Annotated in this window: 10 protein-coding genes; 8 read left to right on the top strand and 2 right to left on the bottom strand. The window is 72.4% G+C overall.

Going from position 1 to position 12,700, the window contains the following annotated elements:
* Window positions 1-43 precede the first annotated feature (43 nt).
* Both ACZ6AQ_RS10760 and ACZ6AQ_RS10755 read left to right on the top strand, forming a co-directional pair.
* Window positions 44-394 carry a hypothetical protein gene (locus ACZ6AQ_RS10760; protein ID WP_468759096.1) on the top strand — a complete coding sequence of 117 codons (351 nt, stop codon included), beginning with the start codon at window positions 44-46 and terminating at the stop codon, window positions 392-394.
* Window positions 395-561: 167 nt separating this feature from the next.
* A complete protein-coding gene (locus tag ACZ6AQ_RS10755) occupies window positions 562-723 on the top strand; it encodes a DUF5670 family protein (protein ID WP_388690000.1) in 162 nt (53 codons plus the stop codon).
* A 151-nt stretch (window positions 724-874) separates the two neighbouring features.
* Here the strand turns inward: ACZ6AQ_RS10755 and ACZ6AQ_RS10750 are convergent, their stop codons facing one another.
* Window positions 875-1,102: a DUF5133 domain-containing protein gene (locus ACZ6AQ_RS10750; protein ID WP_468759094.1), complete on the bottom strand. Its 228-nt coding sequence runs from the start codon at window positions 1,100-1,102 to the stop codon at window positions 875-877.
* 325 nt (window positions 1,103-1,427) lie between these two features.
* Between ACZ6AQ_RS10750 and ACZ6AQ_RS10745 the strand changes: the two genes are divergently transcribed.
* The 4 genes from ACZ6AQ_RS10745 to ACZ6AQ_RS10730 all read left to right on the top strand — a co-directional run bounded on the left by ACZ6AQ_RS10745 (window position 1,428) and on the right by ACZ6AQ_RS10730 (window position 9,790).
* Window positions 1,428-5,450, top strand: a complete 4,023-nt coding sequence (locus tag ACZ6AQ_RS10745) for a HAMP domain-containing protein (RefSeq protein ID WP_468759093.1) — start codon at window positions 1,428-1,430, stop codon at window positions 5,448-5,450.
* A gap of 111 nt (window positions 5,451-5,561) precedes the next feature.
* The gene (locus ACZ6AQ_RS10740; protein WP_468759092.1) at window positions 5,562-8,081 is read left to right on the top strand and encodes a GAF domain-containing SpoIIE family protein phosphatase; all 2,520 of its coding nucleotides are present in this window, start codon (window positions 5,562-5,564) and stop codon (window positions 8,079-8,081) included.
* Window positions 8,082-8,137: 56 nt separating this feature from the next.
* Window positions 8,138-8,506 (top strand): STAS domain-containing protein, encoded by a 369-nt coding sequence (locus tag ACZ6AQ_RS10735; RefSeq protein WP_468759090.1) that lies wholly within the window; start codon window positions 8,138-8,140, stop codon window positions 8,504-8,506.
* An 84-nt stretch (window positions 8,507-8,590) separates the two neighbouring features.
* The gene (locus ACZ6AQ_RS10730) at window positions 8,591-9,790 is read left to right on the top strand and encodes a PP2C family protein-serine/threonine phosphatase (RefSeq protein WP_468759089.1); all 1,200 of its coding nucleotides are present in this window, start codon (window positions 8,591-8,593) and stop codon (window positions 9,788-9,790) included.
* A 179-nt stretch (window positions 9,791-9,969) separates the two neighbouring features.
* Here the strand turns inward: ACZ6AQ_RS10730 and ACZ6AQ_RS10725 are convergent, their stop codons facing one another.
* Window positions 9,970-10,485, bottom strand: coding sequence for a MarR family winged helix-turn-helix transcriptional regulator (locus tag ACZ6AQ_RS10725; RefSeq protein WP_468759088.1), 516 nt, complete (start codon window positions 10,483-10,485; stop codon window positions 9,970-9,972).
* 748 nt (window positions 10,486-11,233) lie between these two features.
* Between ACZ6AQ_RS10725 and ACZ6AQ_RS10720 the strand changes: the two genes are divergently transcribed.
* Together ACZ6AQ_RS10720 and ACZ6AQ_RS10715 are read left to right on the top strand one after the other, a co-directional pair.
* A complete protein-coding gene (locus ACZ6AQ_RS10720) occupies window positions 11,234-11,677 on the top strand; it encodes an ATP-binding protein (protein ID WP_388689858.1) in 444 nt (147 codons plus the stop codon).
* Window positions 11,678-11,806: 129 nt separating this feature from the next.
* A complete protein-coding gene (locus ACZ6AQ_RS10715; RefSeq protein ID WP_468759086.1) occupies window positions 11,807-12,670 on the top strand; it encodes an RNA polymerase sigma factor SigF in 864 nt (287 codons plus the stop codon).
* Window positions 12,671-12,700 lie beyond the last annotated feature (30 nt).

The raw sequence follows: 12,700 nt of genomic DNA, 5'->3' as shown, positions 1-12,700 counted from the left end.
CGGCTCGGGGTTTGTTCCGGCGAGGTCCGGCTAGACGGTGGGCATGAACGCATCGGAGAAGAACGACGACAGCCGCCGGCCCGCCCGGTCCGGTTCACGGACCGCGCCCGGAGGCGCCCGGCTCCGCCTCGTCGCCGATCACGATGCGGACGCGGCGGCCCCCGGAAGCCCGGACGGGCCGCCCGCGTCCCCCGCCGCGAGGAGCCGTACGGCCGTCCACACCGTGCGGGACGCGGGGGGACGGCTGTGGACCGCCGCGCGCGGCCAGGCGGCCGCCGTCGGCGGCACCGCCGTGGGCGCCGCGGCCGCGATCACCGGTGCGTACGCCCTGGGCCGCCGGTCCGTCCTGCGCTCCCGGGGCCCCCTCACCCGCCTCACCGGCGGCCGCGTCTGACGCGGAGGTTACGGGAACGGAAGCGGCGCCGTACGAACGGAGTCGTGCCCCTTCCCGGAGCCGCCCCCAGCGGGTCCGTCCTTTCTCTTTTCTTTTCCATCATTTCTTTTCGATACGCGTAAAATACCCGTTATCGCGGGTGCGTGAATGACCGGAGGTCGATGACCATGGTTCCCCTTCTCCTTGTTCTTCTGCTCGCGCTGATCCTCTTCGGTGCCGGTTTCGCGGTGAAGGCCCTCTGGTGGATCGCGGTGATCGTGTTCGTCCTGTGGCTGGTGGGCTTCGTGGCCCGCCCGAAGGGCGGATCGGGTCGCTGGTACCGCTGGTGACACGTCCCCACCGGCACGACCGTGCCCGCCACCGGAAACGGTGGCGGGCACGGTCGCGTGTTCCCCCGGCGCCGGCGCCCGGTACGGCCCCGTGAACGGCCGAACCCGGCCCCGCCCGGGGAGGGCGTGCCGGGTTCGAGGCGTCCGGGGTTCAGGCCGTCAGCACCGAGTCGTCCTCGGGGCGCGCGCCGGGCAGACGGTGGCGGGCGGCGACCAGCGCCGTGTCCACGTCGCGCGTGCCGGTGGAGACGCACAGCGTGTACGCGATGTCGTCCATGCGCTGCCGCACCTCGGCGCCTCCGTTCTCCGCGTGCAGCACCTTCAGCGTCTCGTACTGCTCGATCAGGTTGCTCAGCACCGCGGGATGGGCCATCAACACAGTGGGTCTCCCCTCACAGACAGGGCGCCGACCGCCCGGCTCGACCGGCCGCGTACCCCCGTTCCCGGGTTGCATGCGGTCCGCGTGGGCAGGAAGGGTGCGTGCCCCCTCGGGGGCGCGGCGCCGGGGAGCCCCGCGACGGTCCGATCCGGCCGTGGGATTCCCTACCACTCTCCTCGGGAGGATCACCGGGGGAGTAGGGTCGGCTTTATTGTCGTACGGCAACGGTCCAGGCCGGGTCCGTACGGGAGGGGCAGTGGTCCGACCGGGGCCGCGGCTGTGCTCAGGCCCGAGACGGCGCCTGGCGAGCGAACGAGGATGAGGCATGTCTGAGACGATCGAAGGCTCCTCGGCCGTACGGCGGCCGGGGCCGGCCGCCGTGGGGGAGGCCGAACTGCGCCAGCTCCTGGCCGGTCTCACCGCCGTGCGCGACGGAGACTTCGGCACCCGTCTGCCCGGCGAGGCGGGCGGGCTGATGGGCGAGATCTCCAGCGTTTTCAACGGCATGGTCGACCAGCTGTCCCTCTTCACCTCCGAGGTGACGCGCGTCGCACGGGAGGTCGGCACCGAGGGAACCCTGGGCGGCCAGGCCAAGGTCCCCGGTGTCTCCGGCACCTGGGCGGACCTCACCGACTCGGTGAACGCCATGGCCGGCAACCTCACCACCCAGGTCCGCGACATCGCCCAGGTCGCCACCGCCGTCGCCAAGGGCGACCTCTCCCAGAAGATCGACGTGGACGCCCGCGGCGAGATCCTGGAACTCAAGAACACCATCAACACGATGGTCGACCAGCTCTCCTCCTTCGCCGACGAGGTCACCCGCGTCGCCCGCGAGGTCGGCACCGAGGGCATCCTCGGCGGCCAGGCGGACGTGAAGGGCGTCTCCGGCACCTGGCGGGACCTCACCGACTCCGTCAACTCCATGGCCGGCAACCTCACCGCGCAGGTGCGCTCCATCGCGCACGTCGCCACCGGGGTGGCCAAGGGCGACCTCTCCCAGAAGGTCGACGTGGACGCCCGCGGCGAGATCCGGGAGCTGAAGAACACCATCAACACGATGGTCGACCAGCTCTCCGCGTTCGCCGACGAGGTCACCCGCGTCGCCCGCGAGGTCGGCACCGAGGGCAACCTCGGCGGCCAGGCCACCGTGCGCGGCGCCTCCGGCACCTGGAAGGACCTCACCGACAACGTCAACGTGATGGCGTCCAACCTCACCGGACAGGTGCGCTCCATCGCCCAGGTCGCCACCGCCGTCGCCCGGGGCGACCTCTCCCGCCGGATCACCGTCGAGGCGAAGGGCGAGGTCGCCGCGCTCGCCGACACCATCAACACCATGGTGGACACCCTGTCGGCCTTCGCCGACGAGGTGACGCGCGTCGCCCGCGAGGTCGGCACCGAGGGCCGTCTCGGCGGCCAGGCCCGGGTGCCGAACGTGGCCGGCACCTGGAAGGACCTCACCGACAACGTCAACTCGATGGCGAACAACCTGACCGGGCAGGTCCGCAACATCGCCCAGGTCACCACCGCCGTCGCCAACGGCGACCTGTCGAAGAAGATCGACGTCGACGCCCAGGGCGAGATCCTGGAACTGAAGACCACCATCAACACGATGGTCGACCAGCTCTCCTCGTTCGCCGCCGAGGTGACGCGCGTCGCCCGCGAGGTCGGCAGCGAGGGCCGTCTCGGCGGCCAGGCCGAGGTCGAGGGCGTCTCCGGCACCTGGAAGCGCCTCACCGAGAACGTCAACGAACTCGCCGGGAACCTCACCCGTCAGGTCCGCGCCATCGCCGAGGTCGCGAGCGCCGTCGCCGAGGGCGACCTCACCCGCTCGATCACCGTCGACGCCTCGGGCGAGGTGGCCGAACTCAAGGACAACATCAACGCGATGGTCGGCTCGCTCCGCGAGACCACCCGGGCCAACCAGGAACAGGACTGGCTCAAGTCCAGCCTCGCCCGGATCTCCGAGCTGATGCAGGGCCACCGCGACCTCGCCGTCGTCGCCGAACTCGTCATGGACGAGCTGACCCCGCTCGTCTCCGCCCAGTACGGCGCCTTCTACCTGGCGGAGGACGGCACGCGGGGCGTCGAGCTCAAGCTCGTCGGCTCCTACGGGCGTCCCGCCGACAGCCCCGGCCGCGACCGGTTCGGACTGGGCGAGTCCCTCGTCGGCCAGGCCGCCCGCAGCCGCCGCACCATCGCCGCCGACAACCTGCCCGGCGACTACGTGTACATCTCCTCCGGGCTCGGACAGACCGCCGGGGGCAGCCTGATCGTGCTGCCGATCGTGGTCGAGGACCAGGTCCTGGGCGTCATCGAACTGGTCTCCCTCACCCCCTTCACCTCCGTGCACCGGGACTTCCTGGAGCAGCTCATGGAGACGGTCGGCGTCAACGTCAGCACGATCGTCGCCAACGCCCGCACCGACGAACTCCTGGAGGAGTCCCAGCGGCTGGCCGACGAGCTGCGCGCCCGCTCCGAGGAGCTCCAGGTGCAGCAGGAGGAGCTCCAGCGCTCCAACGCCGAACTGGAGGAGAAGGCGGCCCTGCTCGTCTCGCAGAACCGCGACATCGAGGCCAAGAACCTCCAGATCGAGCAGGCCCGGCAGGAACTGGAGGACCGCGCCCAGCAGCTCTCGCTGGCCTCCAAGTACAAGTCCGAGTTCCTGGCCAACATGAGCCACGAACTGCGCACCCCCCTCAACAGCCTGCTGATCCTCGCCCAGCTCCTCGCCCAGAACCCCACCCGCAACCTGACGGCCAAGCAGGTCGAGTACGCCGGCATCATCCACTCGGCGGGATCCGACCTGCTCCAGCTGATCAACGACATCCTCGACCTGTCCAAGGTCGAGGCCGGGAAGATGGACCTCAACCCGGAACGGGTGGCGCTGCGCCGCCTCCTCGACTACGTCGAGGCCACGTTCCGGCCGCTCACCTCCCAGAAGAGCCTCGCCTTCACCGTCTCCACCGCCGCCGGCGTGCCCATGGACCTGGTCACCGACGACTCCCGGCTGCGGCAGGTGCTGCGCAACCTGCTCTCCAACGCCGTCAAGTTCACCGAGCGCGGCAGCGTCGAGCTGTCCATCGAACCCGCCTCGGACGACGAACTGCCCGCCACGGTCCACCGCGGCGGCCCCGTCGTCGCCTTCCGGGTCAAGGACACCGGCATCGGCATCGCCTCCCAGCACCTGGAGGCCATCTTCGGCGCCTTCCAGCAGGCGGACGGGACGACCAACCGCAAGTACGGCGGCACCGGCCTCGGCCTGTCCATCAGCCGGGAGATCGCCTATCTGCTCGGCGGCGCCCTCACGGTCGCCAGCGAACCCGGCGAGGGCAGCACCTTCACGCTCTACCTGCCCGTCGCCCGCGCCGACTTCAAGGAACAGTCCACCCACGTCCACACCTCCCGGGCCGAGGAGGAGCCGGAGACCGCGGAGCTCTCCGGCGACGCCCCCACCGCCCGCCCCGCCCTGCCCGCCGCTCCGGCGGCCCGGCAGACCAGGCGCCTCCTCGTGATCGAGGAGCGGCCCCGCGGCCTGCTCTCGCTCGTCGCCGAGAACGCCCTCGCCGAGCTGACCGACGGCCGCGACCGCGCGGACCGGGACGACATCGAGCTGGTCACGGCCGTGGGCCCCCAGGAGGCCGCGACCGCCCTCGCCACCCAGCCGTTCCACTGCGTCGTGCTCGAGGTCGACATGGCCCACGGCGAGGCCCTGGGCTTCCTGGACGCCATGGACGGGGACGAGGCCCTGCGCAACGTCCCGGTCCTCGCCCACAACAACCGCAGGCTCACCGCCGAACACGAGCGGGCCCTCCAGACGCGCGCCCGCCTGCGTCCGCTGGAACTGCTCTCCAGCCTCGACGAGCTGCGCGAGCGGATCGCCCTGCACCTCTCCGCCGACCAGCCGGGCGACGTCGTGCCCCTGGTGCGCGGCGAGCACCGGCCGCCGGCGCCCCAGACCATCGACACCGACCTCCAGGGACGCACGGTGCTCGTGGTCGACGACGACGCCCGCAACCTCTACGCCCTGAGCGGCATCCTGGAGCTGCACGGCATCAAGGTCCTGCACGCCGAGAACGGCCGGAAGGGGATCGAGGCGCTCACCGCGCACCCCGACATCGACCTGGTCCTGATGGACGTCATGATGCCCGAGATGGACGGCTACACCGCCACCGCCAGGATCAGGGAGATGCCCGCCCACGCGGGACTGCCCGTGATCGCGGTCACGGCCAAGGCCATGCCGGGGGACCGCGAGAAGAGCATCGCCTCGGGCGCCAGCGACTACGTCACCAAGCCGGTCGACGCCGACGACCTCATCGCCTGCATCCGCCGGTGGCTGAACGACGGATAGCCGTATCCTGCCCGTCGGCCCGCCCCTCCCCGCCGGGCCCCGTCCCCCTTCCCCGCCCGTCTTCCCGTCCGCCCCGCGGCCCCCGGCCGCCGTCTCCCAGGAGTCCGCGACATGAGCGCTGCCCCCCACCACGGCGGGGACCCCGCCGTCGGTCCCCGCGGGGACGGCGCTCCGCGTCCGGCCGGGACCACGCGGGACCCGGAGCCCGACCGCCCGGACCCCGCCGCGTCCCCCGCCCTCCCGGACGGGGAGCACCCCCCGGCGGAGCGCCACTCCGCCGTCGGACGGCTGGCCGCCACGGTGGAGCGGCTGCGCGAAGAGGTCCGCGCCGCGCACGCCGCGGCCGAGGGGCGCGCCCTGATCGAACTCGCCAAGGGCGTCATCGTCGAACGCCTCGGCTGCGGCCCGGCGCAGGCGGCCCGGCAACTCGCCGCCCTGGCCGACCGGGCGGGTCTCTCGCAGCTGGAGCTGGCGACGGACATCATCAACCAGGCCGCCCGCGACCGGGTCGCCGAGGTCACCGACGACTTCGTCCGCCGCGCCGTGGACGCGGCGGACGGACCGGGCGCGGAGACCGGGCCGGACGCGGAGGCCGGCGCCTCGGTCGCCGTGCGCCTGCGCACGGCCGAGAGCGCCGCGCTCAACGCGGGGGACAGCCAGGCCGTCGCGGAGTCCCTGCTCGAACACGCCCTCGCCCCCCTGGGGGCCACCGCCGTCGCCATCTGGACCACCGGCCCCGACGCCTCCCTGACCCTCTGCGGCCACGCCGGCTTCGGCGCCGACGAACCCGCCCGCTGGCGCTACGTACCGCCGGGGGTGACGACCGTGGCCCGGCAGGCGCTCACCGGCCGCCGCACCGTCTGGTTCCCCTCGCTCGAAGCCGCCGGACCCCCCTCGATCGGCCACACCCGCCACCCCGCGGGCGGCCGGGTGGCGGTGCCCGCGGGCACCGGCGGCCGCATCCACGGCGTCCTGGAGATCTGCTGGCCCCGGCCGCTGGGCCCCCAGCCCCGGGCCGTGGAGCGCCAGGTCGAGGCCCTGGCCGAACTGTGCGCCCACACGCTCGAAACCCTCCCCGTCCAGCCGGTACGGGTGCGGACCCTCCCGCCCGAGCCCGCCGGGATGTCGGAACTGCTGGAGATCGCCGACGGGCTCTACGACCCCGCCCTGGTCCTGACCCCGCACCTGGACGAGGAGGGCGGCCTGCGGGACTTCCGCATCCGCCACGCCAACGAACACTTCCAGGACCCGGCGGGCCGCCCCCGGAGCGCCGTCGACGGAGCCCTGCTCCTGGAGGCGTACCCCACGACGGCCGGCGACAACGAACTCTTCGAGCGGATCGAGCGCGTCTACGCCACCGGCGAGCCCTTCCGCGCCCGGCGGACCCGGCTGACCGCCCTCGTGGACCAGGTGCCGCTCGCGTCCGCCGCCGACATCAGCATCAGCCGGCACGGCGACAGCGTGCTGCTCATCTGGCGCATCGAGGACGAGACCGCCCGGCTCGCCAGCCTGCTGCAGCACGCCCAGCGCCTCGGCCGCATCGGAGGCTTCGAGGAGGACGTGCCGACCGGGGAGATCACCTGGAACGGGCAGCTCTTCGACCTCTTCGGGCGGGACATCACCGAGGGGCCCGTACCCCTGCGCGACCTCGCCTCCCACGCCCACCCCGACGACGCGGACGCCATCGGCCGCTTCCTCCAGGCCGTGCTGCACCAGCGGCGGGCGAACTCGACGGCCTTCCGCATGCTGCGCGGGGACGGGGTGACCCGGCACATCCGGGTGGTCGCCGAACCCTCCCTCGATCCCGTCGGACGGCTCCTCGCCGTACGGGGGGCCTACCAGGACATCTCCGCCCAGCACTGGACGGAGGTCGCGCTGGCGGCCACCCGCGACCAACTCGCCATGACCGAGCAGGAGTCGGCGGAACGCAACCGCCTCGCCCTCCAGCTGCAGCACGCCATCATGCCGCCGACCACGGCCCCGCTCGACGCGCCGGGGCTCGACGTCGCCGTGCGCTACCGGCCCGCCGAGACGGAGTCCCTGGTCGGCGGCGACTGGTACGACGCCGTCGTGCTGCCGTCCAAGAAGATCCTGCTGTGCGTCGGGGACATCGCCGGCCACGGCATCGAGGCCGCCACCGGCATGGTGGTCCTGCGCAACGCCCTGCGCGGCCTCGCCGTGACCGGGGCGGGCCCGGCCCAGCTCCTGTCCTGGCTCAACGACGTGGCGCACCACCTCACCGCGCAGGTCACGGCCACCGCCGTCTGCGGCGTCTTCGACCCCGAGACCCGCACCCTGCGCTGGGCCAGGGCGGGGCACCTGCCGCCGGTGCTCGTACGGGGCGCCGAGGCCAACACGCTGCCGCTGCTCCAGGGGCTGCTGCTCGGAGCCCTCGCCGAGGCCGAGTACGAGGAGGCGGAGATCCAGCTGGAGCCGGAGGACACCGTCCTGATGTACACCGACGGCCTCGTCGAACGCCGCGACACCTCCGTGCACGACTCCCTGACGCAACTGCTGGTCACGGCCCAGGCGCCGGCCGACAGCCTCGAACGGCGGCTCGACGTCCTGCTGACGCACAGCAAGTCCGACACCGACGACGACACGTGCCTGATCGGCGTGCGGGTCTCCTGACCACACGTCCGCCCGTCCGCACGAACCTTCCCCATCATCCGTGGAAAACAGGGAGCATGCCCGTGAGAGAAGTGAACCTGGACGTCGAGGCGGAGGTCCGCGACGCCGGCACGGCGGTCCTGTCCGTGGGGGGCGAGCTCGACATCGAGACGGCCGGCCTCCTCCGGGGACACCTGGACGACCAGCTCCGGCAGGGCCGCCGCCACCTCGTTCTGAACCTCTCCTCCCTGGACTTCATGGACTCGTCCGGCCTGAACGTCCTCATCGGCGCGGGACGGGACGCCAGGGCCGCCGGGGGCGACCTCCATCTCGCCGCCCCGACCTCGGCCGTACGGCGCATCCTGGAGATCACCGGCCTGACGATGACGACGCCCCTGCACGCCGGCGTGGCGGAGGCGCTCGTCGCGGCGGGCCGCGCGGGCTAGACCGGGAGAGGGCACGGTCCGGCGGCGGACGGGGCCGCACGGGGAAAAGGGGAAGAAGGACGGGAAAGGGAGAGAAGGGGAGACGTGGACGGGATCACCGGCGTCGAGCAGGCGCTGCGGCAGGCCGCTCCGCACCTGCTGGTCGACGTCGTGGCGGACCTGCTGCGGGAGCGCCACGGCGCCCTGCGGGTGGAGCTCCGGCTGGCCGACTACGCGCTGCGGTCGCTCCAGCTCGTCGAACGCGTCCCCGGTTCCGCCCCGCCGGTCCCGGTCCACGGCAGCCCGCAGGGGCGTGCCTTCGGAGCCCAGGAGCCGTACGTCACCGAGGAGGGCGACGGCCTCTCCGCGCACCTTCCGGTCACCGTCCGGGGAGAGCGGACGGGTGTCCTCACCGTGACGGTGCCGGCGGTCGGCGACCTGGTGCCCCTGCTCGCCGACCTGCGGCACGTCTGCGAGGCGCTCGGCCACGAGATCCTGGTGGCCGAACGGGACACCGACCTCTACGACGCGGCGCGGCGGGCCACCCGGCTGACGCTGGCGGCCGAGATGCAGTGGCAGCTCCTCCCGGGACGCTCCTGCGCCCGCCGGGAGTTCGCCCTCGGCGCGCACCTGGAACCCGCCTACGCGACCTTCGGGGACAACTACGACTGGTCGGCCTCCGCCGACCACCTGACCCTGTCCGTCACCAACGGGATGGGGGAGGGGGTCGAGGCCGCCCTCCTCACCAACCTCGCCCTCAACGCCCTCCGCAACGCCCGCCGCGCCGGACTCGGCCTCGCGGACCAGGCGGCCCTGGCGGACCAGGCGGTCTACGCGCGGTACGGCGGCGCCGCCTTCGTCTCCGTCCTCCTGCTGCGCTTCGACCTCGCCACCGGGGAGGCGGAGGTCGTGGACGCCGGCTCCCCGCGTCTGTGGCGCCTGCGGGAGCGTTCCGTCGAGCCCGTCCCGTTCGAGGCGCAGCTTCCCCTGGGGATGTTCGAGGACTCCGTCTACGTCCCGCAGCGTTTCGCGGTGCGCCCGGGGGACAGACTGCTGTTCGGCAGCGACGGCGTGTACGACGCCGCCTCCCCCGGCGGGGAGAGCTACGGCGAGCGGGCACTGTCCCGCGCGCTCCTCGCCACGATGCTGCTGCCCCCCACCCAGGTCCCGGGCGCGATCCTGCGCGAACTCGCCACGCACCACGGTGACAGCCCGCTGGAGGACGACGCGCTCGTCGTCTGCCTCGACTGGTACGGACGGCGGGGACGGCCGGACCCCGACTTCCCGGAGACCGGCGACTTCTGAGGCGTACTCACCGGTACGCCCGGACAACAGTTGCTTCGAGGCAACTGTATTCTGGGGAAGTGACACCCGGCTCGCACCCGGGGCGGACACGTCGTGGGGGAGCGGGGGCGGCGAATGGAATACGGGGCAAGCGAGACACACGAGGCGCGTGGACGGGCGCGGCGCGCGGTGCGCGGGGGTCAGGCGGACCGGACGCCCTTGAGCGACGGGCTTCCGCGTGACGGGGAGGCCGGGGGTCTCTCCTGCTCCAGCGCCTCGTGGAACCCCGCGAGCCCGCGCAGCAGCGCCCTGCGGCTCGCCGGCGTCATGGCGGAGATGACGGAGAACAGGGCTTCCTCCCGCTGGGCCCGGAGGTCCCGCAGGTACGTCTTGCCCCGCGGCGTCAGGTGGAGTTCGAGCTGTCGGCGGCTCACGGGACTGGGCAGCCGCTGCACGAACCCCAGCGCCTCCAGCCGGTCGCACATACGGCTCACCGAGGGCGGCGCGGAGCCGAGCAGTTCACCCAGCGCGCGGAGGTTGATCCCCTCCTCGCGGTCGAGGCTGTACAGCACGCGGAGCTGAGACGCCGACACCGGTGTCGACGACACCATGTCCCGTCCGCGCTCCCACAGCACTTCGAGGAGCTCGATCAGCTCCCGGGCGGCCTGCGTCGTCTCCTGCGGCTCCCGTCGGGACGGGGCGGGGTTGGTGTCCATGGCTACCGACACTCCTCAGGCGTCCGGGGCCGAGGGCGTCGGCCTCGCGACGCACCGGTCATCTCCACATCTCTCCAGAAGGCGGTACGGATTCGGTGGGTCGAGGCGTGACGGCGGAACGCGCTCCGCGCGGGGTGTCGCCACACCGCCTTCCGGACTCCCTCCGTATCACTTCGGCACAGCGCTCTCCGTCGATCTCCTGCCCGTCGGCCACGGACTCACGTCGCTCTGTGTCCCACCGGGCCTCCACGGACTCCGGCGGGGGTGCGGCGCGTGGCCGTGGGCCCGGGGCCCGGGGGATCGCGCTTCCTCCACCCCGCAACCATATCTTTTCGGTGGTGACGGGCCCACGGTGACCGCACACCTTCCTGTGACGGTTCGAGGCGAACGATGTGGTGTCCTTGTGATCGTCCTCTTGTCCGACCGGGCCGCCTCCCGGTCGGCCGGGAGGCGTGCCGCCCGCTTCCCGCACGCTCCGGGGCGACGGCCGGGCGCCGCGAGGGACCTCCCGCCGGACCACCGGACGGCGCCCCCGTACCCCGGCCCGGACCGGCGCGGACCGCACCCCGCCGACGAGGACGCGGCCCCGGGGGAGGACCATGGACGCACGGGCCCCCCTCTCCGCCGGCAAGGATTACGGTCTTGTCCGCATTTCCGGCCCCGCGCGGTGTGGAAACCGCAGAGAGGGGAAGGGGCGCAGGATGAGGTACGAAGCGCGGCACGGAGCCGTGTGAGGGGAGGCAGGCCGATGACGGAGACGATCGCCGCGGAGCGCGCGACACGGGAGCCCGTGCTGTCCGCGAGTGTCGACTACGACGGCGTGGACGCCGACGGCGGCATGGTCGCGTCCGCCCGCGACTTCACCGTCGACTTCCTCACCGCCTCCCCGTCCCCGGAGCACGGGCCGGTGACCCGCGAGCGGATCGACCTCGCGCGCCTGGTGGTCAGCGAGCTGGTGACCAACGCCGTACGGCACGCCCCCGGTCCCTGCCGGCTCCTGCTCGACCTCTTCGAGGACGCCCTGGAGATCTCGGTGTTCGACCGCCTCGAGACCTCTCCCGTTCCGAGGGGGCACGACCCGGGCCGCATCGGCCAGCACGGGGTGGAGATCGTCGTCGCCGTCTGCGAGAGCGTGAGCGTGGAGCCGCACCCCACGGGAAAGCGGGTCAGGGCCCGCCTCTCCCTCCGCTGAACGCGCGCGGGAGAGGGTCCGGCGCCCGCGGAAAAAATTTCTGAGATCAATGCGCATGCTCCGTGGGACCCGGGGTATGCGGGCCGTCCGGGGGAATACGGGTTGTCTACGATAGAGGGGGTCGTCGGAATGCCGATCACGACGCTGGCGGACACGAAGACCGGTACCGAAAAGACTGTGGGGGGCCTTCCCGTACTCGAAGCCCCTCAGAAGGTGGCGCCGAAGGACGCGCGGGAACTGTCGAAGGTGTTCTTCGACCGGCTGGCGGTACTGGAGGAGGGAACTCCCGAGTACCAGTACGCGCGCAACACGCTGATCGAGATGAACATGTCGCTCGTGCGCTACGCGGCCGGCCGCTTCCGCGCCCGGGGCGACGACATGGAGGACATCGTCCAGGTCGGCACCATAGGTCTGATCAAGGCCATCGACCGGTTCGACATCTCCCGCGAGGTGGAGTTCACCACCTTCGCCGTCCCGTGCATCGTGGGCGAGATCAAGAGGTTCTTCCGTGACACCTCCTGGGCCGTCCACGTGCCGCGCCGGCTGCAGGAGGCGCGCGTGGAGCTGGCCAAGGCGACGGAGGAGCTGAGCTCCCGCCTCGGACGCTCGCCCAGCGTGGCGGAGCTGTCCGCCCTGATGAACCTCTCCGAGGAAGAGGTCATCGAGGCGCGGATCGCCTCCAACGGATACAACTCCACCTCGCTCGACGCCACGATCGGCGGCGAGGGCGAGGAGGGCGGCGCCATGCTGTCCGACCTCATGGGCGAGGAGGACCCGGCGCTCGAACTCTTCGAGGACTTCCACTCCCTGGCCCCCCTCCTGGGTGAACTCGGCGAGCGCGACCGGCTGCTGATCCACCTGCGGTTCGTCGAGGAGCTGACCCAGTCGGAGATCGGCAAGAGGCTGGGCATCTCGCAGATGCAGGTGTCGCGACTGCTCTCGCGCAACCTGGCGCGGCTCCGCAAGGGCATGCTCGACCCGATGGACGTGTGACCCTTCTTCTTTCCTTCCCGCCCCCGGGCC

The sequence above is a fragment of the Streptomyces sp. NPDC041191 genome, assembly GCF_055591945.1.
This window is presented reverse-complemented; position numbering and strand designations above follow the sequence as displayed.

Bases quoted from the DNA above. Each gene is read 5' to 3' on its own strand.
- ACZ6AQ_RS10760 (WP_468759096.1), top strand. From the start codon at position 44: ATGAACGCATCGGAGAAGAACGACGACAGCCGCCGGCCCGCCCGGTCC.
- ACZ6AQ_RS10755 (WP_388690000.1), top strand. From the start codon at position 562: ATGGTTCCCCTTCTCCTTGTTCTTCTGCTCGCGCTGATCCTCTTCGGT.
- ACZ6AQ_RS10745 (WP_468759093.1), top strand. From the start codon at position 1,428: ATGTCTGAGACGATCGAAGGCTCCTCGGCCGTACGGCGGCCGGGGCCG.
- ACZ6AQ_RS10740 (WP_468759092.1), top strand. From the start codon at position 5,562: ATGAGCGCTGCCCCCCACCACGGCGGGGACCCCGCCGTCGGTCCCCGC.
- ACZ6AQ_RS10735 (WP_468759090.1), top strand. From the start codon at position 8,138: ATGCCCGTGAGAGAAGTGAACCTGGACGTCGAGGCGGAGGTCCGCGAC.
- ACZ6AQ_RS10725 (WP_468759088.1), bottom strand. From the start codon at position 10,485: ATGGACACCAACCCCGCCCCGTCCCGACGGGAGCCGCAGGAGACGACG.
- ACZ6AQ_RS10720 (WP_388689858.1), top strand. From the start codon at position 11,234: ATGACGGAGACGATCGCCGCGGAGCGCGCGACACGGGAGCCCGTGCTG.
- ACZ6AQ_RS10715 (WP_468759086.1), top strand. From the start codon at position 11,807: ATGCCGATCACGACGCTGGCGGACACGAAGACCGGTACCGAAAAGACT.